Annotated in this window: 23 protein-coding genes and 1 pseudogene; 8 read left to right on the forward strand and 16 right to left on the reverse strand. The window is 64.6% G+C overall.

The features are described from left to right. Positions 1–47 precede the first annotated feature (47 nt). Together HNQ08_RS24665 and HNQ08_RS24670 are read right to left on the reverse strand one after the other, a co-directional pair. A complete protein-coding gene (locus HNQ08_RS24665) occupies positions 48–485 on the reverse strand; it encodes a four-helix bundle copper-binding protein (RefSeq protein WP_184137895.1) in 438 nt (145 codons plus the stop codon). A gap of 115 nt (positions 486–600) precedes the next feature. Next, positions 601–1,404 (reverse strand): HAD-IC family P-type ATPase, encoded by an 804-nt coding sequence (locus tag HNQ08_RS24670; protein ID WP_184137896.1) that lies wholly within the window; start codon positions 1,402–1,404, stop codon positions 601–603. A gap of 20 nt (positions 1,405–1,424) precedes the next feature. Here HNQ08_RS24670 and HNQ08_RS24675 point away from each other — a divergent pair, with 20 nt between their 5' ends. Further along, positions 1,425–2,213, forward strand: a complete 789-nt coding sequence (locus tag HNQ08_RS24675) for a DUF305 domain-containing protein (protein WP_229790263.1) — start codon at positions 1,425–1,427, stop codon at positions 2,211–2,213. 100 nt (positions 2,214–2,313) lie between these two features. Here the strand turns inward: HNQ08_RS24675 and HNQ08_RS24680 are convergent, their stop codons facing one another. Beyond that, positions 2,314–2,724: a hypothetical protein gene (locus tag HNQ08_RS24680; protein WP_179164931.1), complete on the reverse strand. Its 411-nt coding sequence runs from the start codon at positions 2,722–2,724 to the stop codon at positions 2,314–2,316. A gap of 56 nt (positions 2,725–2,780) precedes the next feature. Further along, the gene (locus tag HNQ08_RS24685) at positions 2,781–5,288 is read right to left on the reverse strand and encodes a heavy metal translocating P-type ATPase (RefSeq protein ID WP_184137897.1); all 2,508 of its coding nucleotides are present in this window, start codon (positions 5,286–5,288) and stop codon (positions 2,781–2,783) included. A 139-nt stretch (positions 5,289–5,427) separates the two neighbouring features. On the opposite strand from HNQ08_RS24685, the gene HNQ08_RS24690 reads away from it, so the two are divergent. After that, a complete protein-coding gene (locus HNQ08_RS24690; protein WP_179164929.1) occupies positions 5,428–5,631 on the forward strand; it encodes a CopZ family metallochaperone in 204 nt (67 codons plus the stop codon). Positions 5,632–5,695: 64 nt separating this feature from the next. Next, the gene (locus tag HNQ08_RS24695) at positions 5,696–5,959 is read left to right on the forward strand and encodes a metal-sensitive transcriptional regulator (RefSeq protein ID WP_179164928.1); all 264 of its coding nucleotides are present in this window, start codon (positions 5,696–5,698) and stop codon (positions 5,957–5,959) included. 53 nt (positions 5,960–6,012) lie between these two features. Here HNQ08_RS24695 and HNQ08_RS24700 read toward each other — a convergent pair whose 3' ends face one another. The 5 genes from HNQ08_RS24700 to HNQ08_RS24720 all read right to left on the reverse strand — a co-directional run bounded on the left by HNQ08_RS24700 (position 6,013) and on the right by HNQ08_RS24720 (position 10,936). Beyond that, entirely contained in the window at positions 6,013–7,104 is a 1,092-nt protein-coding gene (locus tag HNQ08_RS24700) for a peptidoglycan DD-metalloendopeptidase family protein (RefSeq protein WP_184137898.1), read from the reverse strand. Between the two features lie 25 nt (positions 7,105–7,129). Continuing rightward, on the reverse strand, positions 7,130–8,080 hold the full coding sequence (locus HNQ08_RS24705; RefSeq protein WP_184137899.1) for an alpha/beta hydrolase family protein: 951 nt from the start codon (positions 8,078–8,080) through the stop codon (positions 7,130–7,132). A 193-nt stretch (positions 8,081–8,273) separates the two neighbouring features. Continuing rightward, positions 8,274–8,600 carry an Ig-like domain-containing protein gene (locus HNQ08_RS24710; RefSeq protein WP_184137900.1) on the reverse strand — a complete coding sequence of 109 codons (327 nt, stop codon included), beginning with the start codon at positions 8,598–8,600 and terminating at the stop codon, positions 8,274–8,276. Between the two features lie 406 nt (positions 8,601–9,006). Beyond that, complete coding sequence (locus HNQ08_RS24715; RefSeq protein WP_229790262.1) at positions 9,007–9,870, reverse strand: WD40/YVTN/BNR-like repeat-containing protein; 864 nt, start codon at positions 9,868–9,870, stop codon at positions 9,007–9,009. Between the two features lie 13 nt (positions 9,871–9,883). Further along, entirely contained in the window at positions 9,884–10,936 is a 1,053-nt protein-coding gene (locus HNQ08_RS24720) for a peptidase C39 family protein (RefSeq protein WP_184137901.1), read from the reverse strand. Positions 10,937–11,176: 240 nt separating this feature from the next. Between HNQ08_RS24720 and HNQ08_RS24725 the strand changes: the two genes are divergently transcribed. After that, a complete protein-coding gene (locus HNQ08_RS24725) occupies positions 11,177–11,599 on the forward strand; it encodes a four-helix bundle copper-binding protein (protein ID WP_184137902.1) in 423 nt (140 codons plus the stop codon). Positions 11,600–11,662: 63 nt separating this feature from the next. Here HNQ08_RS24725 and HNQ08_RS24730 read toward each other — a convergent pair whose 3' ends face one another. Then, positions 11,663–12,859, reverse strand: coding sequence for an N-acetylmuramoyl-L-alanine amidase family protein (locus HNQ08_RS24730; RefSeq protein ID WP_229790261.1), 1,197 nt, complete (start codon positions 12,857–12,859; stop codon positions 11,663–11,665). Positions 12,860–13,057: 198 nt separating this feature from the next. Further along, positions 13,058–13,330 (reverse strand): hypothetical protein, encoded by a 273-nt coding sequence (locus HNQ08_RS24735; protein WP_184137903.1) that lies wholly within the window; start codon positions 13,328–13,330, stop codon positions 13,058–13,060. Positions 13,331–13,547: 217 nt separating this feature from the next. Between HNQ08_RS24735 and HNQ08_RS24740 the strand changes: the two genes are divergently transcribed. From HNQ08_RS24740 to HNQ08_RS24750, 4 genes are all read left to right on the forward strand, one after another. Then, positions 13,548–15,971 (forward strand): phosphoketolase family protein, encoded by a 2,424-nt coding sequence (locus HNQ08_RS24740; protein WP_184137904.1) that lies wholly within the window; start codon positions 13,548–13,550, stop codon positions 15,969–15,971. A gap of 312 nt (positions 15,972–16,283) precedes the next feature. Continuing rightward, a complete protein-coding gene (locus tag HNQ08_RS27205; protein ID WP_221284472.1) occupies positions 16,284–16,595 on the forward strand; it encodes a hypothetical protein in 312 nt (103 codons plus the stop codon). A 1-nt stretch (position 16,596) separates the two neighbouring features. Then, positions 16,597–17,841 (forward strand): MFS transporter, encoded by a 1,245-nt coding sequence (locus HNQ08_RS24745; protein ID WP_184137905.1) that lies wholly within the window; start codon positions 16,597–16,599, stop codon positions 17,839–17,841. Between the two features lie 290 nt (positions 17,842–18,131). After that, entirely contained in the window at positions 18,132–20,567 is a 2,436-nt protein-coding gene (locus HNQ08_RS24750; protein WP_184137906.1) for a heavy metal translocating P-type ATPase, read from the forward strand. A 199-nt stretch (positions 20,568–20,766) separates the two neighbouring features. Here the strand turns inward: HNQ08_RS24750 and HNQ08_RS27695 are convergent. From HNQ08_RS27695 to HNQ08_RS24770, 5 genes and pseudogenes are all read right to left on the reverse strand, one after another. Next, positions 20,767–21,091, reverse strand: a pseudogene (locus HNQ08_RS27695) (IS6 family transposase); the annotation flags it as partial. 204 nt (positions 21,092–21,295) lie between these two features. Further along, positions 21,296–21,955, reverse strand: coding sequence for a PIG-L deacetylase family protein (locus tag HNQ08_RS24755; protein ID WP_184137907.1), 660 nt, complete (start codon positions 21,953–21,955; stop codon positions 21,296–21,298). Between the two features lie 373 nt (positions 21,956–22,328). Further along, complete coding sequence (locus tag HNQ08_RS24760; RefSeq protein WP_184137908.1) at positions 22,329–23,579, reverse strand: MFS transporter; 1,251 nt, start codon at positions 23,577–23,579, stop codon at positions 22,329–22,331. Next, positions 23,576–23,956, reverse strand: a complete 381-nt coding sequence (locus HNQ08_RS24765) for an ArsR/SmtB family transcription factor (protein WP_184137909.1) — start codon at positions 23,954–23,956, stop codon at positions 23,576–23,578. Before HNQ08_RS24765 ends, HNQ08_RS24760 begins: the two co-directional genes overlap by 4 nt. Positions 23,957–24,216: 260 nt before the next feature. Continuing rightward, positions 24,217–24,864 (reverse strand): GNAT family N-acetyltransferase, encoded by a 648-nt coding sequence (locus tag HNQ08_RS24770; RefSeq protein ID WP_229790260.1) that lies wholly within the window; start codon positions 24,862–24,864, stop codon positions 24,217–24,219. Between the last annotated feature and the right edge of the window lie 46 nt (positions 24,865–24,910).

The raw sequence follows: 24,910 nt of genomic DNA on the forward strand, positions 1-24,910 counted from the left end.
CTGCCCACGTGCACCCTGTGGCAGACGGCGCTAACCTGCTCAGGCGGTCAGGCGCTCAGGCCGCCGAGCATCTTCTGGCACGCCTGCTCACAGCGGCGGCACGACTCGGCGCAGACCGCGCAGTGCTTCATGTCCATTTTTTCGGCATGCTGCTGGCATTCGTCGCCGCAAGCCTTGCAGGCCGCCAGGCAGGCCTGGAGCTGGGCACGGATCACGCCCATGTCAGGCTGGGTCTGACGCACGAGAACGCGTCCGGTGGTGGTGCAGATGTCGGCGCAGTCCAGGTTGAGGCGGATGCAGTGGGTCAGGTGCCCAGCGTGTTCGGTCTCGCCCAGGCAGGCGTCGGCGCAGGAGGTGCAGACCTGAGCACACTCGAAACAGGCCTCGATGCATTCGGTTAGGGCATTCATGTCAAAGGGCGACTGGCCAATCTGGGGATGCGTCTGCAGCATACGGGTCACGGCCGAGCTGGCGTTCTGGGTCATGGAAAAACCTCCGGGAGAATGGGCACGAAGTGGGCTGTTCACGAACCGTTCGCTCAACAGCGTAAGCAGCGGGGTGTTAAGCCCGTGTAAAGTGCCCGGTTCCCTCAATGCTGTCTCAAGACGGCGCAGGCTGAACGGGTGTGCGCCGGAGGCCCTGCAAGCGGTTCAGCGACGGCGCGTTCAGGCTCACACTGACCGTCCTGTCGCTCATCAGCAGGCCGGCTCGCTCCGGGCGCAGCAGGATGCCCGGCAAAACAAACAAAGCTCCGGCCGCGAAGGGAATGGCCGGTAGGGTGTCCCCAGCCGCCCAGAACAGGTTGTGTTTGATCTTGTCGCGCACCCGCCACGCCAGCGTCACGGCCTCACGACACTGGCCGGATCGCGACGGACCAGGACCACGTCTGCCGTCACTACCGCCACCTCCCCCACGCACGGCAAGGCCCACATCTGCCTGTACCGGCGCAGGAACATCGTTGACGCCGTCACAGAGGATGGCCACAACGCGGCCCTGGACCTGCAACAGCTTGATCAGCCCTGAGGTCTCTTCCAGCAATACGTCAGCCATCACTGGCTCCAGGCCCAGTTCGCGGGCCACGGCCTCAGCCATGCGCCGAGTGTTGTCCGTCAACATCACGGTCTGAATGCCCAGGTGATGCAGGGCCTTCACGGCCACCTTTACCGAAAGGCGCACCCGGTCCGACACCGCGACGAGGCTGACGAGCTGACCATCTGCGACGACGACCATGGAGCTCTTGCCGTCTGCCGCCAAGGTCTCGGCTACCCGCACCAGAGAACCGAGCGGCACCTTCTCCCTGGCCATCAGCTTGCGGTTGCCGATCAGGACGCTCCTGCCTGTCAGCTGTCCGGGCACCCCCTGTCCCGGCACCGACTCGAACTCCTGCACCTTGCTCAGCACCACGTCCTTCTTTGCTGCCCAGCGTGATCAGCATCCTGGATCAGAGGAGAGCGAAGCCGCCGTTCAGGAGAACTGGATTCAAGGTGCCTCCGCAGGAGAGACAGACTTCGGGTGCCACCCTGCTCAGTTCCCGTCACTCAGCACCCGTAAAGGCCTTGACGCCCTTCGCCATTGCCCTTTACACGAGCTTTACAGGGGAGCAATATCGTCAGGCCATGAAACGTAATCTTGTGATGACAGCGTTGTTTGGCCTGAGTACCGCAGGCCTGGCCCAAGGAATGGCAGGCATGGATCACAGCACCATGCCTGGGATGTCCTCCAGTAGTGGCATGACGATGAAGATGGACATGAGCAGCCTGGAGAAGCTCAAAGGCAAGGCGTTCGACCAGGCATTCCTCAGCATGATGATCCCCCACCACCAGACGGCGGTGGAGATGTCCCGGGCAGTGCTGCCAGTGAGTAAGGACGCCACAGTCAAGCGCTGGGCGAACGAGATCATCAAAGCCCAGAACAAGGAAATCAGCCAGATGAACACGCTGCTCAAAAGCTACGGTGGCAGTGACCTTGGCATGGCCAACATGATGAAAAAAAGCATGGGTGGCATGGCCGATATGGTCAAAAAGGCCAAAAACCCGGACGTGGCCTTCGTGCAGGGCATGATTCCGCATCACACGTCCGCCATTGACATGGCCACCATGGCCCTGGAGAAGAGCAGTAACGCCACTGTCCTCACGCTGGCCCGGGACATCGTGCGCGCGCAGGCCTCTGAAGCGCACGACTTCCGAGTGTGGCTGATGAAACGCGGCCTCTGATCCACCCCGCTGAGCAAACACACAGCGGCCCGGGACCTACTGAGGTCCCGGGCCGCCCTTCTTTCAGTTCATGGCCAGCCTGTCGGCCGCTTCATGTGTCTTACGCCGGCTTGAGGGTGTCGGCCAGATCGACAAGCAGCTCCTCGGCCCGTTCGTAGCCGGGCCTCAGATACACCATGGCAAAGGTTGTCCAGTCCTGGACCGCCCCCACTTCCTGATCGTTCTCGTGGAGCTTGAGGTGGGGGTACACCCCGTATTCCACGTAACAGCCGTAGCGCTCCGCGAGCTCTTCGAGCTGCTGGGTGTTCTGATCTGTCCAGGTCAACAGGTACGGCAGGGCGAAGCAGGGTTTGCCGCAGCTTCCGCCCAGGCCCACCAGAGGGAATCCGGCCACGCTCTGGGTTTCTTCACGGGTCCTGACACGTGCCAAGAAGGCGTGGCGGTCGCGGGCCACATCGCGGCTGGGGAGTTTTTGAGCGGCAATCCAGGGGCCAACAGTGAGTTTGCTCATCAGAGAAATCCTTTCAGAAAAAGCCGCGGGCGCTCAGCACCCGCAGCGCACCAGGTTCAGGCGTGGAGTGGTGAAGACGCAGCGGCCTGGGCCGGCACAGGGTCAGGCCGCACGGGCGGGCGGAAGCCGCGCAGGCGAAGGGCGTTGGTCAGCACGAAGACACTCGAAAAGCCCATGGCCGCGGCGGCCAGCACCGGGCTGAGCAGCCAGCCGAAGGCCGGGTACAGGACGCCAGCGGCAACGGGAATCAGGATGATGTTGTAGGCGAAGGCCCAGAACAGGTTCAGGCGGATGTTGCGCAGCGTCGCCCGGGACAGGGCGTAGGCATTGGGTACGCCGCGCAGATCACCGCTCATCAGGATGACGTCGGCGGTTTCCACGGCCACATCCGTCCCCGTCCCGATGGCCAGACCAACGTCTGCCTGGGCCAGCGCGGGCGCGTCATTGATGCCGTCCCCCACAAAAGCGACCTTCTGTCCTTTCGCCTGCAAGGCCTTCACGGCGTCACTCTTGCCGCTGGGCAGGACTTCAGCCAGCACCTCGTCGATCCCCAGCTGCCGGGCGATCGCGTGAGCGGTTCGCTGGTTGTCCCCCGTGACCATCGCGACCTTCAGGCCTTGCTGATGCAGGGCACGGACCGCTTCCAAGCTGCCGTCCTTGATGGGATCGGCCACGGCGATGATGGCCGCCAGCTGGCCGTCGACGGCGGCGTAGAGTGGCGACTTGCCCTGATCACCGAGCTGGTGGGCCTGCGCTGTGAAGGCGGCGGTGTCCAGCCCCAGCCGGGTCATGTAGCGGTCCGCGCCGACTTGGACGAGATGTCCGTTCACCCGCGCTTCCAGGCCGAAGCCAGGCACAGCTTCGAAGTGCTCCGGGGCGGGGACTGCCCAGCCTTCACGCTTCGCGGCCTCCACGATGGCCTGTGCGATGGGGTGTTCACTCTGCCCTTCAGCCGCCGCGACGAGACTGAGGACCTGCGTACGGTCAAAGCCGGCCGTGGTCACCAGATCGGTGAGTTCAGGCTTGCCTTTGGTCAAGGTGCCGGTTTTGTCGACCGCCACAACCTTCACGCCTTGCAGGCCTTCGAGGGCGCCGCCGTTGCGGAACAGCACGCCAAGCTCGGCCGCCTTGCCGGTGCCGACCATGATGCTGGTTGGGGTCGCCAGGCCCATCGCGCAGGGGCAGGCGATGATCAGCACGGCCACCATGTTGACCAGCGCGAAGCTCAGGGCGGTCTGCCCCCCGAAGATCATCCACAGCACGAAGGTCAGGGCGGCAATGCCCAGGACAACGGGGACGAAGACGCTCACGACCTTATCGGCGAGGCCCTGGATGGGTGGTTTGCTGCCCTGTGCTGTTTCGACGAGCTTGATGATCTGAGCGAGGGCCGTGTCCGCCCCGACCTTGGTGGCTTTGAAGGTGAAGGCTCCGTTCTGGTTGATGGTGCCGCCCACCACACCGGCACCGGCCTGTTTGTTTACGGGCACGGGCTCGCCGGTGATCATGCTCTCGTCGACGAAGCTGTTACCGGCCATGACTTCGCCGTCTACGGGGATTTTCTCGCCAGGGCGAACCGCGATCAGATCACCGATGAGCACTTCGTCGGTGGCCACCTCGACCTCGTGACCATTGCGCACGACCCTGGCCGTTTTGGCTTGCAGCGAGAGCAGCTTCTTCATCGCTTCGCTGGAGCGGCCCTTGGCGATGGCCTCGAAGTACTTGCCGAGCAGGATCAGGGTGATGACCACCGCGCTGGCCTCGTAGTACACGTGGGCCGTGCCTTCGGGGAACAGGCCCGGAGCGACCGTCGCGACCAGGCTGTAGAAGAAGGCGGCGGAAGTGCCGATCATCACCAGGCTGTTCATGTCGGGTGAGCGGTGAACCAGGCTTTTCCAGCCCAGGCGGTAGAAGCGCAGCCCAGGGCCGAACTGGACGGGCGCAGCGAGCGCCAGCATGATCCAGTTCAGCGTCTCCATGCTGACGTAGCCTGTCAGCCACATATGGACGGGCATGTACAGCATTGGCACCATGGCGATCAGCAGCAGGGGGATGGCGAAGACCGCGCTGAAGGTCACCGCGCGGCGCAGACCCTGCACCTCGCGCTCCCGTGCTTCGCGTTCCTGGTCGGTGCGGTCTTTCCCTGCTTCGCTTTCAAGGATCTCGTACCCGGCTGCCCTGACCGCCGCTTTGAGCTGTCCAGGACTGACGCTGGCTGGGAGGTACTGGATGCTGGCGCGCTCTGTAGCCAGGTTCACGTTGGCGTCCAGAACGCCATCCACTTTCTTCAAGGCGCGTTCGACCCGGCCGACGCAGTTGGCGCAGGTCATCCCCTGCACGCCCAGTTCAAGACTCCCGACAACAGGTTCATAGCCGACAGCCTTGACCTTTTCCATCAGGGCCTGCGGGTTGGTGAGGGTTGGGTCGAAAGATACCGTTGCCCGTTCGGTGGCCAGGTTGACGGTCGCGCTTTCCACGCCCTCTACCTTCTTCAGGCCTCTCTCCACCCGCCCGACACAGCTGGCGCAGGTCATGCCCTGCACGCCCAGTTCCACTGTTTTAGTCATTGCCTCTCCTATCCCCCTATGGGGGTATGAGGAAAGGCTACCTCAATTCGATTTGATGAGCAAGTCTATTAGCGGCACACTGGGACATTCGCCTAAATTCCTTCTTGACATCCCCCCTAGTAGGGTCTACCCTGTAGGCATGACGACTGAACTGATCGTGAGTGGAATGACCTGCGGACACTGCGAAACCGCCGTGAAGAACGCCCTGAAAGACGTGCCCGGCGTTGAGGACGTCCGCGTGGACCTGAAAGGTGGCTCCGCCGCCGTGGAAGGCAACGTCGATGCCCAAGCGCTGATCGCGGCCGTGACCGAGGAAGGCTACGGCGCCCAGGTTCGTCAGTAACGTGACGGCCACGAAGGACAAAACGGCCGCAGCCTGCCACACGCCGGCCGCCGGTCACCTGTGTATGCCCGAAGATGCCCGCTACCGGGCCGCCCGTCGCCTCAAAATCGCCCGTGGCCACCTGGACAGCATCGTGGCCATGCTGGAAAAGGACGACGCGTACTGTGTAGACGTGCTGCGGCAGCTCAAGGCTGTGCAGGGCGCCCTGAGCGGCGCCGGCGAGGTTGTTCTCCGTGGCCACCTGGAAGCGCATGTCGCGACCGCCTCCACCCGTGGGGACAGCGTCGAGATCGTTGAGGAACTGATGGAAGCCCTCAAGTACACCTGAGCGCCAACCGCCACCGGGCCAGTCTGAAGCGACTGGCCCGGTTCGCCTTGTCCTTACTTCGGCCAGAGGCGATTCATCCAGCCAGCCGGATCGGTACCCTCTCCCCGCACCCGCATTTCCAGGTGCAGGTGCGCCCCAGTACTCAGACCGGTGCTGCCGACCTCACCAACTTTCTGACCGCGCGTGACTTTCTGCCCTACCTGCACGGTCACGCGGCGCTGATGGAAGTAAAGGCTGGTCAGCCCGGCCCCGTGATCAATGACCACCAGGCCCCCACGGACCGGGTACATGCCTGCCAGGATCACGGTTCCATCGTTCACCGCCGTCACCATCGTGCCTGCAGGGGCCGGGTAGTCCGTACCGAAGTGGTAACCCACGGGTCCTCCCGCCACATACGTGCGGGGCTGACCGAACGCGCTGCTCTGCGCTCTAATCTTGACGGCCTCCTGGAAGGGCTTGGACCATACGGGAGCGGTACGCCGGGTATACGCCTGTTCGACTGCAGCATCTTCGGCTTCGCGGGCGGGGTCCTCGAGTTTGCGGCTGATGCTGGCAGGCAGGTTCAGGCGCTGAATCCGCTGGCCCAGACTGCTGACCGGCACACTCCGCTGAAGGCGCTCATTACCCACCTGGACTTCGAACATCAGAGGCGTCGTTTTTCCCAGCACCACGCGCCCCAGGACCAGGAATTCATTCCCAACCTGGACGGGGGTCAGGACCTCACCCGGCTGCCGGACATCTTCGCCAGTCTCACTGAGGAAGCGCACGCGCGCCTCACCAGCCCGTGGTCCGCTCAAGCGCAGTACGAGGGCGTCCCCCATCCGGAGCGTCGCTGGAGCGGTCACGGTCACGCCGGCCAGTGAGGCTGGTGCACTGGTGGGCGCCGGTGGAGGCGCAGTGACCCCCTCCCCAGGCAGCCGGAGGGTCTGGCCGACTTCGAGGGTGGTGCTCGTCAGGCCGTTCAGACGCAGCAGCTCGGCGACAGTGGTGCCCGAGGTCCGGGCCAGGCTGTACAGGGTGTCGCCCGCCTTGACGGTGTAAGCCCCCGCAGCTCCGCTGAGCAGGGCGGCCAACAGGCAGGCCCGGCGGAGCAGGCGGGTATGGGGGAGGGTCAAAGCTGGACGCGGTGAATCATGGGGGGTCATGAGTGGATCTCCTGAGGGGGCGGGGTCACAGGTTCTTGCGGAAGAACGCAATCGAGCGCTCAAGGGCGATGCCCAGGTTCCGGCTGAGGTCGTGGTTGTCGTTCTGGTAGGTGTACAGCGTGTGGGGTTGCCCGGCGGTCTTCAGGCCTTTGGCCAGCGCCTGCGAGAAACTGTAGGGCACGTGTGTATCGCCGGTCGCGTGGTGAAGTTGCAGGGGACGACCCCTCAGGTCCCTCAGAAACGCGTTTGGGGAGATGGCCTGATACGCCTTCGGGTTGCCCTCCGGCCGTCCGAGTTTGGCGAGCAGCTGCGCTCGCGGATCGCTGGCCGACGCGCCGCTCCCCCACTGGGGCAGGTCGTTGAAGAGCATGTCGTACGGGGCGACCACGCCTGCCCAGATCGCGCCGGCTTTGATGTCGGGATTGATCACCATGGCGCGCAGGATGATGTGCCCGCCCATGGAGTGTCCCCACATGCCCATGCGCGCCTTGTTGACGCCTGGAAGGGTCTTCAGGGACGAGAAGGCATTCAGCACGTCGGTGGTGTACTCCGGCGACCAGTACGCCGTACCGGCAGGGTTGCCCTGGGAGGTGCCGTGCCCACGGTAGTCCGGCTTCAGGACCACGAAGCCGGCCCGCGCGAAGGCGTCCACGTACGCGACGTAGCGTTCCGTGGTCCGGTACTGCTGGGGCGGGATGTACCCGTGGTTGAACACGATGGCCGGCCAGCCGCCTTTGGGAGGGGTGCCGGTGGGAACGGTCAGCAGGGCGTTGATGCGCAGGCCATCGGACTGGTACGACACGATGCGCCGCTGGTAGTTCGCGCCGGGCGCCAGCGTCTGACGGGTGGTCAGAGCGCTGCCCGGGTAGGGACGTGCCCGCATCCGTTCGATCGAGAGGGGGGAGTCACTGGCCTGTGCACAAGCCATACTGCCGAGACTGGCCATCAGCAGGGAGAAACGGATTGTGGACCACATGGAAACTCCTTTTTAGAGAAGAAAGGGCGGATCAAACAACGGAGTCGGGTTCCCAGCGTAGAACGCCCGTGTAAAGGTCGTGTAAGCGTTCCCAGAGCGAAGGGGCCGGGATCCCTGGTCTCTCTGTCGCCTGAATCACAGCATCCCCATCCAGGAGAAGCTGGATGAGGCCGCTCTGGTCAGCGACCTGCCCTTAGCGGTCGACCGGCCCGCGTTTGCAGACCATGCCGCCGCCACCCCGCCCAAAGACCGTTCTGGAGGTGAACGTCGGGGCAGCTTTCAGGGTTGCGGTGATGGTGCGCCCGGGTTCACGGGCGCAGACTGAGCGAAGCATGCCGCTCTGGTCGATGGTGGCGACGTCTGGGCGGCTGCTGGTCCAGAGCACCTCGCGGCTGACGTGACTGGGTGCATCCAGGAACGTGGTGTAGCGCTGGAAGTGTGGCCAGTACCCAACGACCATCAGGTTGTCGGAATTGACGCCTACGATGTGAAACTCCCGGATGACGGGTGCCCCTGGCACCGGTTGGAGCCGAGCCACCATGCGCGTGGGCTTCGAGGGACCACATTCGTCGTGGATTACCTGGATGTTCCGTATGGTCTGGGGTTTGTACCAACGGCGGTTGATCGTGACAGTGTAGAGAGTGCCGCTATTTGTAATCCTGAGCCAGGACTGGTCAGAGGCGTCCAGCCAGCTGAACTGTCTGAGCACCTGGCCGCTGCTCATTCTTGACGATGAGGTCCAGGGCTGGACGAGCGACACCTGGGCAGATCATCCCAGCTGGGGGTGTGGACGGGGTCTGGGGGGCAGCCGTCAGCAACGCGAACAGGGGGAGCAGGGGCATGCGTCAGGGTAAGGAGCGACCCTGAAAGCGGCCTGATAGGGCACGAACACCAGACTGGGAGATACAGGGCCCCGCTCGCCTCCTCTACGGGCCCCAGGTGGCGCCTCCATCCTGCGAGCGGTACACCTTCCCACTGCCGCCCACGGCGTACAGCTGACGGTCATTCTGTGGGCTGACCGCAACCAGGCGCGCGCTTTCCGGGAAGGGCAGTTTCTCCCAGGTGGCGGCCTGGTCCGTCGAGCGGAACACGCCAGCCCATCCAGCGAGGTACACGTGGCCGGTGAGGGGATGCACGTCGATGGCCGACGCAGCGGGAGCGTGCTGTGCCTGCTGCCAGGTGACCGCATCATCAGAGACCAAGAGTTGCGCCCCCAGCGCATAGAGTCGGGACGAGGGCCCGGCCGCGAGGGCCATGGCACTGCCCGTTACGGCCGTGACCGGCCGCCACGTCCGCCCGTCCGTGGTCCGGTACAGTCCGGCGCCGGCAAGGTTGGCATACCAGGTGCCCGGTGCGTCCGGCAGTACCGTGAAGCCGTGTATGTCGGTGCTGGGCAGCGTGCCGAAGGGGTGAGCCTGCCAGCTCTGCCCCCCATCCTGGCTGACCTTGAGCACGTCATGGCCGGCCATCACCAGCACCGGACCCGCTGGGGCGGCCGCCAGGGCCATGGCGTCTCCGGCGCCATTGGGTGCACTCCACGTGCGGCCTTCGTCGGTGCTGATGGACACACCCGCGTGTTGCCCGTACAGCAGGGTGCCGTCTGGCAGGACCCGCAGGGCGTGGAAGTCTCCCTCCAGGACCGTGGGGGCAGGGGCACGGATGCTTTGCCCCCACCAGAGTCCACCGCCAACGAGGCCCAGGATCAGAAGGGCAGCTGGAAGCCACGGTCCTCCGAGGCGAGGGCCACTGGACGCCGGGGGCACCGGGCGAGTTGCTGGCTGCTTCGTCACAGGAGCACGCCTTTCACGAGCGGGGCGCCATCACGTATGCCATGCCGCCTGCATGGTTCAGCCACAGCCGTTCGAAGACCGCCCGCGGGTAGGTGCGCTTTACACCAGTGTCGCTTTGAGCGGCTGGGTCGTTGACAACGGGGTTACCCTGCGCGTCGAAGCCGGTGAGCACCATCAGGTGGCCGTTCGACCAGGAGAGGGGGGCACCGGGCAGTTCTCCCGCGTTGAAGCGCACGCTCACCGCGAGCGGCAGGCCCTGCTGGAGGTAAGCTTCCGCTTCACGCAGGCTGCCCAGTCGGGTGACGAATGCCTGGAAGCCCTGAGAGCCGGCGTAGGCGGTGTTGAACGGCCAGTTCCCGTAGCCGTCGTAGGTCCGGTCGTACGTGGCTTTGGCGGCGTCGGGGACCCGCACCGGGCGGTTCCAGAAGCCCAGCAGCATGCTGACGCTGGTGGGGCTGCACCAGACTTCACCCCCACCTTTGTAGATCATCTGCGACAGTCCAGGCACCTTGAGAACGTTGTTCCACGAAGACGGCTGTCCTGCTTTGCCCTGGTCACGCAGGCGCAGAGCCGTGTCGGCTGTGTTGAACGACAGCAAGTGAGCCTGGAGGCCGGCGCTGAGGGTGGCACGGTACTGAAAGGCTGTGCTGCGGTACGGCAGGCTCAGGGTGTCGGTGTTGACCGTGCCGTCCGCCGTGGGGGTGACGCGGGCGCTGGCGCGGGGGCCGGCGGCACTCCAGGATCCGAAGCTGAAGTACCGGCTCCAGCGGCCGTCCGGACGACGCACCCGGACTTCGAGCTGAAGCGCACTTGAGCTTGGGCCCGTGACATTCCAACTGGGAATCAGTTCGTTGAAAGGGGCCACTTCGGCCACGTCACCGTCCAGTCGACCGGCCCGGACGGGGGGGAGAGCGGACCAGGTAGCCGGAAGGCCCGACTGTGCCTGGGCTGCCTGAATGCGGGGCACGGGCTGACCGTAGCTCGTCTGCTGGGCGTAAGGCGCGGCGGTCGCAGCGGAGCTGAGCAGCGCCCACGACAGGACAGTTCTGGAGAACTTCACGCGCATCAGGGTAGAACCCCTGTGTTGCCGTTGTGTAAAGGTCCTGACCTTCGGACGTGCGGGGAGCGCCGATACCCCATGGCGTTCTCCTCAAGACGGTCCTGAGGGAACCTCGAAAGCCTCCGGGGACGGTGACGCCACAGTGATGTCAGGGGCCCGGTAGACCAGCGTGGGGACCCGCCCGGCTGCTGTCGCCTGCGCAGAGGCGACGCGCCTCGCGACTGATGTGATCTCAAGGAGGCCCACATGACCCAGACGATCCAAGCCATGCTTCAAACCCATCCACAACCGGAACTGGCCTTTGATCCGCAGGCCCTGGCGGAGTGCATCGCCGCCTGCCTGGAATGCGCGCAGGCTTGTACTGCCTGCGCTGACGCCTGCCTGGGCGAGCAGGAACACCTGGCGCACATGGTGGGCTGCATCCGGCGGAACCTCGACTGCGCGGATGTATATGTGGTCACAGCAAAAGTGGTGTCCCGCCTGACCCACCCGGATCAAACCGTGCTGCGTGCCCAGCTGCAGGCATGTATGGCCGCCTGCGAGGCCAGCGGTGACGAGTGTGAGCGGCATGGTCGGGACATGGACATGAAGCACTGCGCGGTCTGTGCTGAGAGCTGCCGGCGTTGTGAGGCTGCCTGTGCCCGCCTGGTCAGCGTGATGGCGGCCTGAAGCCCAGGCCAGGCGTGGACCTCGGACTGAATTCCGGCGTGTCAGCGGGGACCATGGCCTGGTCTACTTTTGATTCAGAAAGGTCAACAAAGCCTGGGCGATGGCCTGCGCCATACGTTCCTGGTACGCCGGCTGAGCCAGTTTCGGACCTTCGACTGGGTGGGTGCCGAACCCGAGCTCAATCAAAATGGCGGGGGTAGTCGGGTTGCGGATGACGTAGAACGCGTCGGTCCGGACGCCACGGCTGACAGCTCCAGTGGCCCGGATCAGGTTGGCCTGGACCTGCTGGGCGAGCTGCCGGGAAAACGAAAGTTTGGCCTGCGCGAGGATGTCCCCCAGCATGCCCTGGGCGCTGCTGGTCATCCGCCGCGTGAGAGCCTCACCTGCCTGACCGCCGCCGTTCTCGAAGACCGCGGTGCTCCGTCCCTGGCCGGCCATGGGCTGACCGAAGTAGAACGTCTCAATGCCCTGGGCGTTTGGTCCCGAAGCGTTCGTGTGGATGCTGACAAAGGCACTCACGGTCCCGGTGGTGGCCAGGCGAGAGCGCATGTCCAGGTCCACCTGCTTGTTCAGGCTCAGGTGGCGGTCGGTGCTGCGCGTCATGATGACGTCGACTCCGTGCTCCCTCAGTTTCTTGCGCACCAGCAGGGCGACGGCCAAGTTGACGTCCTCTTCGCGCACCCACTGGCTGGCCATCCCGGAGTCGTTGCCCCCGTGCCCTGGGTCGAGCACCAAGAGCGGCCGGTTGAGGGGCCTGGTGCTGGCCGGGCGGGTCACGGCGGCAGGTGCCGGCTTGGCCACTGTGGGCTTGATGGCCGGGACCTTTGCTGTAGTGGTGGGCTTGGCCGGCACATTTGCGGTGCTGGTGAGCACGTCGATGACCAGGCGGGCGGGCTGGCCCCCGGCTGCGGGCAGCACGGAAACTTTGGCTTTGGTGTGTCCGGGCGCCAGGGTGACGCGCACAGTGCGGCCCTGGACGGCGTACGCTTTCACGCCTACGAGCGTCAGGGCTCCGCTTTCGGAAGGCAGTGCGGCCCCGAGAGTGACTGTGGCCGTCTGGCCGGTCACCTTCAAGGCTGCGGTGGTGGGGGCGGGCAGCGGGAACACCAGGCGGGAGTAGCCCTCGTGGATCCCGAGGCGTGGGGCCGCCACGGCCGCGGCAGCGAGGGTCAGGGTGACCAGGAGCCCCAGGAACCACTGGGAGGGTCTAAAGGGGGGCCGTTCCGAATGGGCTGCGGGCGAGCGCCTTTTCAGGCTCACGAAGGGAACCTCAACGGCGTCGAATCAGCAGGGGGCAGCAGCACGGGCCCAGTGTAAGGGCCATTGGCCGGGTTCAGAGCAGCATGGAGATGACCTTCTGACCAACAAGATTCTCAGGGAACCTTTACAGAGGCCTGAAACGGTGAAGGCACCGCAATGACGGATGGGGTGGCCTGCGCGCAGGTCAGAGGTCCTGAGTCATTGCCTGCTGAGGGGCACCCCGCCTGCTTCACCCTTCGCGCTGACGCCCTGATGAATCGCGCTGTGGGACCACCCGTCGAATCCCTTTCTGCGTTTCTTCGCCCAGGATGACGGCCAGGGCCACACGGTCAGGCACATGGTCCAGGATGGGGAGGACCCGATCAGCCTGGTGTCGTCCAGCAGGGCTTTCATGTCCTTCAGAGGCTTTTTCACTTCTATCGGCTTCCTGTAAACGGTTGAAATCACCTTTCCGTTGTGGCTGCCGGTCAAGGGCTGGACACCTCGGCCAGAGTTCCAGAAGTCCTTCGCCTAAAGCTGTGAGCAACCTGAAGGCGCCAGCAAATCAGGAAGATCCAGTCAGACCACACGCGGTAACGGTGTCGTAACACTCCGGGCAGAGACTCATGTCCACGGTGAGTTTCAGGTCACAGACCACCCCTGGCCAGACCACGAACCGTCTTCGCATCTGAAGTCAAAAGAGGTTGGTATGACCAGTATTGCAATCCCCCTCTCAACGTCCATCCTGAATCCGACTGAACTCCAGCACCTGGACGCGTACTGGCGGGCCGCCAATTACCTGTCCGTGGGGCAGATCTACCTGATGGCCAACCCGCTGCTGCGCGAACCGCTCACCCTGGCCCATGTCAAGCCGAGATTGCTGGGCCACTGGGGCACCACGCCAGGACTGAACTTCATTTACGTGCACCTCAACCGGCTGATCCGCGAGCATGACCTGAGTGTGCTGTACGTTGCTGGCCCGGGTCATGGTGGCCCCGGCCTGGTAGCCAACACCTACCTGGAGGGCAGCTACAGCGAGCTGTATCCGGGCATTGGAAGGGGCGAAGAAGGGCTGCGTAACCTCTTCCGGCAGTTCTCGTTTCCCGGCGGCATTCCCAGCCACGCGGCGCCGGAGACCCCTGGGTCCATCCATGAGGGTGGCGAACTGGGCTACAGCCTGTCCCACGCCTACGGCGCTGCCTTCGATCATCCGGACCTACTGGTGGCCTGTGTCATCGGCGATGGCGAGGCCGAGACGGGGCCGCTGGCGGGCAGCTGGCACGGCAACAAGTTCCTGAACCCAAAAACGGACGGAGCGGTGCTGCCGATCCTCCACCTGAACGGCTACAAGATCGCCAACCCGACCGTGCTGGCCCGCCTGGGCCACGAGGAGCTGGACGCTCTGCTGCGCGGCTACGGCCACGCGCCGTATTACGTCGAGGGTGATGACCCGGCCACCATGCATGAGCTGATGGCCCGCACGCTGGAACAGGTCCACGCCGACATCACCGCCATTCAGCAGCGGGCACGAGAAGAAGACGTGCAGGAACGCCCAATCTGGCCGATGATCGTGCTGCGCAGCCCCAAGGGCTGGACCGGCCCAAAAGTCGTGGACGGGAAGCCAGTGGAAGGCACCTGGCGGGCGCATCAGGTGCCGCTTGCCGGCCTGAGTACCACTCCAGAACATCTTCGGCAGCTGGAAGACTGGTTGCAGAGCTACCGCCCGGAGGAGCTGTTCGACAAGGCCGGGGTGTTGCGTCCAGAACTCGCAGCGCTGGCCCCCAGCGATGAGCGCCGCATGGGGATGAATCCAGTGGCGAACGGGGGTTTGCTGAGGCAGGACCTGAACCTGCCAGCCTTCCGCGAGTACGCCGTGGCCGTTCTCCAACCCGGTTCGGTGGACGGCGAGGCGACGCGCGTGATGGGTGCCTTCCTCCGCGATGTCATGAAGCAGAACACAACCACCTTTCGGCTGTTCGGCCCTGACGAGACCGCGTCCAACCGCCTGGACGGGGTGTACGCGGCCAGCGGGAAGACCTGGATGGAGCCGTTGCTTCCCACTGATGAGCACCTCTCACCGGAGGGCCGGGTGATGGAGGTGCTGAGCGAGCATCTCTGTGAGGGCTGGCTGGAGGGATACACCCTGAGCGGGCGCCACGGTCTGTTCTCGTGCTATGAGGCGTTCATTCACATCGTGGACTCGATGGTGGGGCAGCATGCCAAATGGCTGGACACCAGCCGGGACATTCCCTGGCGGCGTCCGGTGGCCTCGCTCAACATCCTGCTCACGTCGCATGTCTGGCGGCAGGACCACAACGGTTTCTCGCACCAGGATCCAGGCTTCATCGACCTGATGATGAACAAGAATCCAGGAGTGGTGCGGGTATACCTGCCGCCAGACGCCAACACGCTGCTGTCGGTGACCGATCACTGCCTGCGCAGTTGCCACTACGTGAACGTCATCGTGGCCGGCAAGCAGCCCGCACCGCAGTGGCTGGGTATGGACGAGGCCGCAAAGCACTGCGCGGCTGGTCTGGGCATCTGGCCCTGGGCAGGCACGGAGGGGGTCAGTACTGGTGCGGGAGAACAGCCTGACGTGGTGATGACCTGTGCAGGCGACGTGCCCACCCTGGAGACGCTGGCGGCGGTGAGCTTGCTCCGCGGCTTCTTCCCCGACTTGAGGATCCGAGTGGTGAACGTGGTCGATCTGATGACGCTACAGCCGGAACGTGAGCACCCCCATGGCTTGTCCGACGCCGCCTTCGACCAGCTCTTCACCACCGATACACCGATCATCTTCGCCTATCACGGCTACCCCTGGCTGATCCACCGCCTGACCTACCGCCGCGCCGGCCACCCCAATCTCCACGTGCGAGGCTTCAAGGAGCAGGGTACGACCACCACGCCCTTCGATATGACCGTGCTGAACGATCTTGACCGCTTCCACCTCGCCATTGAGGTCATTGACCGCGTGCCCCGCCTCAACGACGTAGGCGCTGAAGTCAGGCAGCAACTTCTGGCCAAGCTCGATGAGCACCGCGCCTACGTTCAGGAGACCGGAGATGACTTACCGGAAGTGAGGAACTGGCGCTGGCCAGGAGGCGAGATGACTGAGCTGCCTGAACACAAGTGAGCTGAAGAAGTGTGGCCCGGACGGGATCGCGAGCCATACGGAATCGAATTCCACAGCAGAAGGCAACCAACGATGTGGAATGGCCATGACATGGGTGGGGCCTGGGGATGCTGCTGGTTTGGGCGCTGGTGGGCATCGGTATCGTGCTGCTGCCGAATGACCTGAGCACGCCTCAAGAAGGAACATCAAATGGAAACACAATCGCGTCATCCAGCTGTGCTCATCTTCTCAACTTGCGGTCTGTGGATGAGTGGACTGGGCCTCTATTTCGCTTTTAAGCGCCCTCCTCTGCTTCCAGAGGATCTCCGGTACATGGACGTTCGCCCAGACCAGATTCAAGAGGCCATGCCTGGATTGGCCCGGTGGTTGCCACGCGTGTTCAGGGTGATGGGGGGGTTCATGTTCGGTGCCGGGGTCCTGACCTTCTGGGTGGCCAGGGAGGCTTCTCCACAGGAGAAATGGACCTGGCCCGTCCTGGCACTGACTGGTATGTCCACGGTTGGGACGATGAGCGTGACCAATTTCCGTCTCAAGTCCGATTTCAGGTGGCTGTTGTTGATCCCCGCACTCCTCTGGGGAGCTGGGCTGGCCTTGATGTTCCCGCGGCACGCTGCGAAGGCCTGAGATGATCAACAAACACCTGTTGGTTCTCCTGACCTCTGTGTTCGTGGTGATGATTGGACTTGGCATTACGATGCCGGTGCTGCCCTTTTACGTTGAGCGGCTGGGGCTGGCCTCGGGTGTTTCGCGTGAGATCATCGTCTTGCACGTCACGTTACTGACCGGTGTCTACGCGCTGATGCAGCTCCTCTTCGCGCCGGTGTGGGGACGATGGTCTGACCGAGTCGGCAGACGGCCGCTCATCCTGATCGGGGTCGTTGGTTTTATCGCTGCGCAGGTCATGTTCGGTCTGTCTACTTCCCTCTGGACGCTCTATGCAGCGCGCGTCCTCGGCGGCATTCTCTCCTCGGCGACTTTGCCGGTGGCGGCGGCGTATGTGGCTGACCTGACCAGTGACAAGGAACGGGTGCGGGGGATGGCCTGGTTGGGTACCTCAGTCAGCCTCGGTTTCGTGGTTGGTCCGGCACTTGCGGGAGTTCTGTCGCGTACGGACCTGCACTTCAATGCCCGGTATGGCCACATCAGAGTTGACAATTTTTCGGTGCCATTCTTCGTGGCGGCGCTGCTGGGCCTGATGACCGTGTTCATGGCGCTTCGGTGGCTGCCGGAATCTTTGCCCGTCGAGCAGCGCCGAGCGCCCGGGAGCAAGACCCGCACGGACTGGCGAGGTCTCCGGCCCCTGCTCGGGCTGGCGCTTGCCGGCCAGTTCGGACTCGCGGTGTTTGAGGCGACGTTTGCCCTGTACGCCCAGACAAGGTTCGAGTACGGGCTCGCTGAGGTTGGAGTCATTTTCGTGGTGTGCGGGCTGGTGATGGCCATCTTTCAGGTTGGTGCGGTGGGGTTCCTGGCCGGTCGTGTGCGCAAGATCTACCAGGTTGGGGTGGGTTTCGGCCTGATGGGGCTGAGTCTGCTTCTGCTGGGGACCGTCCAGTCAACACCTGCCGTGATCACCCTGGTGGCCCTGCTCGCTCTCGGGACGGCCTTTGTCTCTCCGAACCTCGCGGCCCTGATCTCTCAGGGTGGTGGACAACACCACATGGGTGCGGCACTGGGCATTCAGAACGCTGCAAACAGCCTGGGTCAGGTGCTGGGTCCTCTGTTAGGGGGTGCCTTGTTGATCTGGCAGGTGCACGCGCCTTACGTGTTCACTGGTTCTGGATTGCTCCTCCTGGCGATGGTCCTCGGCTGGAGATCGGTCAGCAGGCCGCTCTGGGGGGAGAGGCCACTCCGCCCAGCTGGTCCTGGTTGAAATCCCCCCATGGGGGGTGTAAGGTGACACCAAGAGAGTCTGGGTGGAGGTTAGTCCTGAAACTCTCTTGCGATACCTATTTTGGCTAATAAATCGGGCTATTGAAAAATAAGGTCAGTCAAGAGTCCGACAGTCAAAGGGGTTGTTAAATGCGGTTCCGTCCAATCCTCCCCCTGGGGTATGTGGTCTTGGTGTTTGTTCGTCACCTTGCACTCTCCCCTCCCTGGTAACGGAACCTGGACACCGCCCGGTGACGCTGACGAACAGCTCTCAAGTACGGCAGGAGCGAGATGACACACAACCACCCTCAGTCCGGCACCCACGCCTCAGGCGCCCACCTTCCCATCAAGGTCCTGGAAGTCGCCTTCGGCAATTGTTACAACGGCTCAGAATTCGCGGACCTGGAACGTCGCCTGTCGCAGGTGCCGGGCGTCCAGAGTGTGCACCTGGACCGGACCCGGGCGGTCGCGCACCTCGGGTACGACCCGGAGGTCCAGACCGAAGCCGGCTTGCGCGCTCATCTTCACGAGACCGGGTATGACGGGAAGTGCACCGACTGCGCTCCGTCCGCCGCCCAGCCTGGCCAGCCTGCACATCAGCATGAACACCCGAATCCAGCCGCGCCCCATGACCACTCGGCAATGGCACAGGGCGCCTCCGGTGATCATGCTGGGATGATCCAGGACGAGCATGCCGGGCACGGTGCCCACATGGTTGATGACATGCTGCGGCGCTTCGTGATCAGCCTGATCCTGACGGTCCCAGTGGTGCTGTTCTCACCGATCGGCACGGTCTTCGGGCTCTCCGGCATGCCACCGTTCGGTTGGTCCATGGCGTGGTTCGGCCTGATCGTCGCCACACCCGTGGTGTGGTGGGGTGGCTGGCCGTTCATCAGTGCGGCCTGGCGCGCCCTGAAGCAGCGCGAAGCCAACATGATGACGCTGATTGCCACCGGCATCCTGGTCTCCTGGGTGTTCTCAGTGTACGCCACCCTATTCCTTGGGGGCGCCGAGGTGTTCTTCGAGGCGGCCGCCATGTTGACCACCCTGTCGCTCCTGGGGCACTGGTTGGAGATGCGCTCACGCTTCGCCACCGGCCGGGCGGTGGAAGCCCTGCTGAAGCTGGCCCCCACCACGGCGCGGCTGGTCCGTGATGGTCAGGAGACCGAAGTGCCGCTGGAACAGGTGGTGGTCGGTGACGTCCTGGCCGTGCGTCCCGGGGACCGGGTCCCGGTCGATGGGAAGGTCGTCTCCGGAAGCAGCTTCGTGGACGAAAGCATGATCACCGGTGAGCCCATCCCCGTCGAGAAACGGCCCGGGACGCCCGTCACTGGCGGCACGGTGAACCAGAACGGTGCTCTGAAGGTCCGGGCCACCGCGGTGGGCCGTGACACTGCCCTGTCGCGCATCGTGCAGCTGGTCCAGAACGCCCAGGCCAGCAAGGCGCCCGCGCAGCGCCTGGCTGATCAGGCGGGGAAATACCTGGTGTTTGTGGCACTCGGCTCCGGTCTGATCGCCTTCCTGGTGTGGTTCTTCCTGGGAGAGAGCGTGGTGTTTGCGCTGACCGCAGCAGTCTCGGCCATCGTGATCGCCTGCCCGGACGCCCTGGCCCTGGCGACACCGACCGCCATCACGGTGGGTGTAGGGAAAGGGGCCCGGGAAGGCGTGCTGTTCAAGAACGCCACTGCCCTGGAAGCCACCGCGGGCGTCAACACCGTGGTGTTCGACAAGACGGGCACGCTGACGGAAGGGAAACCAGCATTGACTGACCTGGTGCCTGCCCCGGATGTGAGTGAACAGGACCTGTTGCGTTTGTCGGCGGGGGCGGATCAGCCTTCCCAGCACCCGCTGGCCGAAGCGATCGTGGCCGGCGCAAAAGAACGAGGCGTGGAGGTCAAAGCCCCGGCGCAGTTCGATTCGGTCCCTGGCTACGGGGTGGTGGCCACGGTGGACGCCCGCCGGGTGCTGCTGGGCAACCGCAAGCTGATGGATCGGGAAGGTATCGACGTGGGGAACTTGCCGGAGGTGGCCGAGCGGTTGGCCGCGGATGGCAAAACCGCGATGTATGCGGCCGCCGACGGACAAGCCCTGGGCGTCATCGCGGTGGCTGATCGGATCCGGGAAACGGCCCGGGTGGGGGTCCGGGCGTTGCATGACGCGGGCATCCAAACAGTGATGCTGACCGGGGACAATCGCCGGACGGCGGAAGCGGTGGCCCGTGAGTTGGGCATGGACACGGTCATCGCGGATGTTCTGCCGGAGGACAAAGCCAACCAGATCAAGGCGTTGCAGGCTCAAGGGCGGGTGGTGGCCATGGTCGGGGACGGCGTGAACGACGCCCCGGCCCTGGCGCAGGCAGACGTCGGGATCGCGATCGGCGCAGGCACCGACGTGGCCGTGGAGACCGCCGATGTCATCCTGGTCCGCAACAACCCGGCGGACGTGGCGGGCGGCATCAACCTGGCCCGGCGGGTGCGGAGCAAGATCAAGCAGAACCTGTTCTGGGCGGCCGGGTACAACGTGCTGGCGATTCCGTTCGCGGCCGGTGTGCTCTACCCGAGCTACGGCATCCTGTTGCGGCCGGAATGGGCGGCGCTGCTGATGAGCGCGAGCACGGTCATCGTCACGGTCAATGCCCTGCTGCTCAACCGGGTTCAGTTCGCTCGTCCGAGTGGGCCAACAACAGGGGAAGGGACGGCCGGCTCGCTGCCTGCTGCGGTTCGCTAGGAGCAGCTTCCGGAGGGTTCCGTTCACTTAACCCAACGGGAGCGGAATAGCTCAGCAGGGGGTTTGGTTGTCAAGCCCCTGCTGCATCGCCTCTCGTCAGAGGAGCAGTGCTGATGTTTGGTGGTTTCGTCTAAAGGCAGCGGGGAGTGTCGTTCAGATATGGCGGTGAAGATTTGAGACTCGGCGTGCAGCGCGAAGAATTCCTGCGTTAGGCGGACAAAGAAGGACTTGGCCGTCGCGGTGTCCCTGGAGAAGGACGACCAGCATGTCCCTGTATTCCAGGGCGGCCCGCCACAACCAGTGCCCCACTCCACCAACCTTGACGGAGGCCTCGCCCAGAGGCCACCGAGAACCCCGGCAGGGTTCTCAGTGGCTCCCTTCCTCGGTAAGGAGTGGCGCGAATATGATGTTCCACTGCCCTCGGGTCTCATGGCTGACCCCAATGCCGCGCTCGTGGAACAGTTCCAGCACGTTACGCTGGCTGAGAGGCAGCGGTGATCTAGCCGTAAGGTGTAGCCGATGATGCGGCGGGGAAAACGGTGTTGGTAAGGCTTCCGTCAGTCAAAACTGACCAGCCTACCGGCGTTCACTTGCCAGAACCCTGCAACCCTGCTGTACGCCAATGGCCGAGCCGTGTCGTCACCCCGCTCCGGTCTTCACCTGCCACCGCAGACCGTCACGGGTGGCCACCGCGACACCCTGCGGCGGCCAGAAGGGCGTCCCCTGTCCTACGCCGTGACTTCGTGGAAAGGTTCGTGGGTCACGCGTTCCGGGAACCGGCGCAACGTGTTCGCCAGGGTGATGCCCTGCGAGCGGTGACACCCCATCGCCCGCAACTTTTTGGTGATAAACAGGCTCACGTCATGGATTCGGTTCGGCGGGAGATATCCAGGCAGAACAGTGCCCAGCAGCTCTGCTTGCAGGGCGTAGTACCACAACCGGGGACGCGTCCGGGGCGGCAGGGCGTCCCACACCGCCTTGACCGCCTGATGGGTGGCAACGTGATCGGGATGGCCGTTGAGCCCATCGGGCGGAAAGGTCAGGACGATTTCCGGCTGACACCTCGTGAAGGCCTCACGTACCACCCCGGTGACCTCTGAGAGGTGGGCACTGATCTCTCCATCCGGGAAGGTGTGCTGCTGGTGCCAGCTTCCCGCCTGCTCCCAGAGGCCCAGGGTGGTGAGGCAGGTCTGGAGTTCGTGACGCCGCAGTTCGGCCAGTTCCGCACGGCTTTCACACAGGCCGAGGTTCCTGCCGGCGTCCCCCAGGGTCAGGGTCACCAGGCCGCACGGCTCGTCGCGTGCCAGGACCTCCAGGATCGTTCCACCGGACCCGAAGACCTCGTCGTCAGGATGGGGCACGATCACCAGGAGCTTGAGCTGCGTCATCCCAGGAGCATAGGTCAGGGGCGGGCCCCGGGGGCCGGGGAGTCAGACCACCCCCGCTGCACTTCCTCTTGGGTCCGCGCTCCCGAACCGGCACTCCGTTACCCCACCCTCCTCAGTTCCAGGAGTCCCCAGGACGATCACCGTTCACGTCCGTCCCGGCCGCATTTGGGTTCCGTCACCCCAGCGATGACCCCCGCCGCCCGGCGGATCCGCCGGGCGGCCCGCGCCTGGCTGACCCAGAGCGCCTCTCCGGGCCAAGCGCCACGGTGGACGGCGTGATGCATTCCATGCTCCTGCTCCCGCTCGCGCGGCGTGACGACGCCAGCAGCGACGTGGCTTTCGAGCTGTTGCCGCGCGCGCAGCTTGGGGCCGCTCAGCCGGACTGATCCGCTGGTCCGGGTGTGGTCCGCTCATCCAGACCTGCGCCCAGCCGTCCCCGGTGGCTGAGCCACACGCCGGCCAGCAGCGCCAGCGCCAGCCCGCCCCCCAGCACGAAGGCCTGATCCGGGAAGCGGATGCCCAGGAACCCAGCCACCGGGTACGCAAACGCCCACCACAGGTGACTCCACGCGAAGTGCGCGCCGTACACCCGGCCCTGCGCGGCCTCCTCGGTGCGCTCGGCGAGCAGCGTCTCGGTGGGCAGGTTGACCCAGTTCTGGCCGACGCCGGCCAGCAGCCAGAACGCCATCAGCCCGCCCAGCGGCACCAGATTCCCCGGCAGGATCGCCAGGCTGGTGATCAGCGCGCCCAGCGCGATGAACCGCGTCAGCGGAATGCGCTTCCCGGCGGCACCGACCACCAGGGACGCGGCGGCGGCCCCCAGACCGTAGGCGGCGATCACCCATCCGTACTCGGCTTCCCCGAGGCCCAGGCCCCCCTCCACGCGCGAGATGGTCACGGTTAGGATCAGTGCCCCCGCCAGCGCGGCCACCAGTTCCATCAGCAGCGCGAAACGGATCGGCGGATCGCGCCACAGCCGCGCGGTGCCGTCGCGCAGGTCGCTGCGGGTGCTGCGTTCTGGTGCGCCAGCGTCCTGGGTGGCCCGCAGGGCGGGCAGGGTCAGGATCAGCAACCCGGACATCAGAAAGCTCGCGGCGTCCACAACGAACAGGGCCCGTGCCCCCAGCCACGCGGCCAGCAGCCCGGCCAGGCCGGGGCCAACGATCCCCAGCAGTTCGGTAGTCGCGCTGGACAGCGCGAACGCCGAGCGGGCGTCGTCACGGCCCACCACCAGCGGCACGGTGGCCTGGTTGGTGGGCGTGAAGAAGGCCGTCAGGGCGTTGAGCGCGACCATCAGGACGTAGATCTGCCAGACTTGAGTCACGAAAAACATCAGACCGATGACGACCATGCGCCCGAAGTGGCAGGCGACCAGGACGGTGCGGCGGTTGACCCGGTCAGCCAGGACGCCGGCCAGGGGGCTGAGCAGCACAAAGGTGGTCACGCGCAGGGTCAGGGCGACGGCCAGCACCGCCGGGGCCTGGTCTGGCCCGGCGAGCTGCGCGGCGAGCAGGGCCAGGCCCACCCAGGTCAGCGCGTCGCCGATCTGACTGATGGTCTGTGCCGCGTACAGCCGGGCAAAGCGCGGGTTGCTCAGGGCACCGAACAGCGCCGGGGGATTCACGATGCCTCCCCGGTGTTGGCGGTGTCGGCGTTCTGGTTGTGAGCGCTGTGCCCAGGCAGACCGAGGCGGTGATGCTGGGCGTGGCTGAACGCCTGGGTGAGCAGCCCCACCAGGTGGCTGTCCGCGAGACGGTACTGCACGCGCGGGCCGTTCCGGCGCGGGATGACGAGACCAGCGTGACGCAGCACGCCCAGATGCCGGCTGACGGTACTCTGAGGCTGATCCAGCAGCCCGGTCAGCTCACCAACCGCATGTTCGCCGTCCTGGAGGGCCAGCAGCAGGGTCAGCCGGGTGGGGTCAGCCAGCGCCTGGAACAGTCCGCTGACGTGCGCGAGATCGGCAGGGTTGGGGGGAAAAGACAGGGGGTGCCGGTGCATGGGGGCAGCATATCCGGTTATGCGGAATAGCGGAAAGCAGAACTAATCTTCAGGGACATTGCGCCGGTGCGTGTTCCACTTCAGATGCTGAGCCTCCCCGCCTCCCTGCTGACGCTGCTGGCCACTTCAGCGCTGGTCGCGCCACACCTCTGTCCTGAGAACAGGTTAACCGACAGCAAGGCAAATTGCAGGCCATAAATGCCTACCCCACACAGACCACAATCATGAGACGGCTCTTGCAGGACGAACCAATGGGCTGATCAGTGTCCAACACTGATAGCAGACTCCAATCGCCCCATGATGAGGTGCTGTGCTGGATGACCCAGCCACAGGGTCCATAACGGCGTGACTTTCGAAACCAGCACCTGAAAACCAAACTTGTGGTACAGCCCCACCGCCGCCTGATTCTCGGTGGTGGTGGACAGTTGCACGCCAGGCACCCCCCGTTCCGACAGGGCCAATAGATACGCTTCAAGTGATTGTTCGCCTAGCCGGAAACCACGCGCATCTGGCAACAGATTGATGTGCAGGTGAGCCGGGTACTGTGTCCAGTCCGCATGTGGCGAGGCAAACCGGGCAAGCCGCAGCAGATAACGCAGGCAAAGCCACAGCTTACCCACCGGAGGGAGTACTGACCACGCCGTTCTCAGCACCGAGCGGGTCATGGCACGCCGGTAGAGCAATTGGCTGGTACTTCCCAGGATATACCCCACCGCCTGCCCATCTAGCACGGCCATAAACCCAAACGCGTTCGCCTGAGCAAAGTACGGCCCTATCCATAACAACTCGAAAAGCCGCTGTGCAGGAAAGTACCGTGCTGCGCTCTCACCAAAAAATCCAGTCTGATACGGACTCCGATTAAGTAGATCGCGAATAAGAAGTAGAATTAGGGATGGGTCGTCCCGCACGACAGATCGAGATCAGCGAAGCCGCCGACCAACAGCTCCATGCACT

It is taken from the genome of Deinococcus humi, assembly GCF_014201875.1.
Classification (GTDB): Bacteria; Deinococcota; Deinococci; order Deinococcales; family Deinococcaceae; genus Deinococcus; species Deinococcus humi.

Excerpts from the sequence above, each read along its gene's own strand:
- HNQ08_RS24685 (WP_184137897.1), bottom strand. The coding sequence starts at position 5,288 with ATGACTAAAACAGTGGAACTGGGCGTGCAGGGCATGACCTGCGCCAGC.
- HNQ08_RS24680 (WP_179164931.1), bottom strand. The coding sequence starts at position 2,724 with ATGAGCAAACTCACTGTTGGCCCCTGGATTGCCGCTCAAAAACTCCCC.
- HNQ08_RS24765 (WP_184137909.1), bottom strand. The coding sequence starts at position 23,956 with ATGCACCGGCACCCCCTGTCTTTTCCCCCCAACCCTGCCGATCTCGCG.
- HNQ08_RS24695 (WP_179164928.1), top strand. The coding sequence starts at position 5,696 with ATGCCCGAAGATGCCCGCTACCGGGCCGCCCGTCGCCTCAAAATCGCC.
- HNQ08_RS24755 (WP_184137907.1), bottom strand. The coding sequence starts at position 21,955 with ATGACGCAGCTCAAGCTCCTGGTGATCGTGCCCCATCCTGACGACGAG.
- HNQ08_RS24725 (WP_184137902.1), top strand. The coding sequence starts at position 11,177 with ATGACCCAGACGATCCAAGCCATGCTTCAAACCCATCCACAACCGGAA.
- HNQ08_RS24700 (WP_184137898.1), bottom strand. The coding sequence starts at position 7,104 with ATGACCCCCCATGATTCACCGCGTCCAGCTTTGACCCTCCCCCATACC.
- HNQ08_RS24745 (WP_184137905.1), top strand. The coding sequence starts at position 16,597 with ATGATCAACAAACACCTGTTGGTTCTCCTGACCTCTGTGTTCGTGGTG.
- HNQ08_RS24705 (WP_184137899.1), bottom strand. The coding sequence starts at position 8,080 with ATGTGGTCCACAATCCGTTTCTCCCTGCTGATGGCCAGTCTCGGCAGT.
- HNQ08_RS24740 (WP_184137904.1), top strand. The coding sequence starts at position 13,548 with ATGACCAGTATTGCAATCCCCCTCTCAACGTCCATCCTGAATCCGACT.
- HNQ08_RS24665 (WP_184137895.1), bottom strand. The coding sequence starts at position 485 with ATGACCCAGAACGCCAGCTCGGCCGTGACCCGTATGCTGCAGACGCAT.
- HNQ08_RS24750 (WP_184137906.1), top strand. The coding sequence starts at position 18,132 with ATGACACACAACCACCCTCAGTCCGGCACCCACGCCTCAGGCGCCCAC.
- HNQ08_RS24720 (WP_184137901.1), bottom strand. The coding sequence starts at position 10,936 with ATGCGCGTGAAGTTCTCCAGAACTGTCCTGTCGTGGGCGCTGCTCAGC.
- HNQ08_RS24690 (WP_179164929.1), top strand. The coding sequence starts at position 5,428 with ATGACGACTGAACTGATCGTGAGTGGAATGACCTGCGGACACTGCGAA.
- HNQ08_RS27205 (WP_221284472.1), top strand. The coding sequence starts at position 16,284 with ATGGACGTTCGCCCAGACCAGATTCAAGAGGCCATGCCTGGATTGGCC.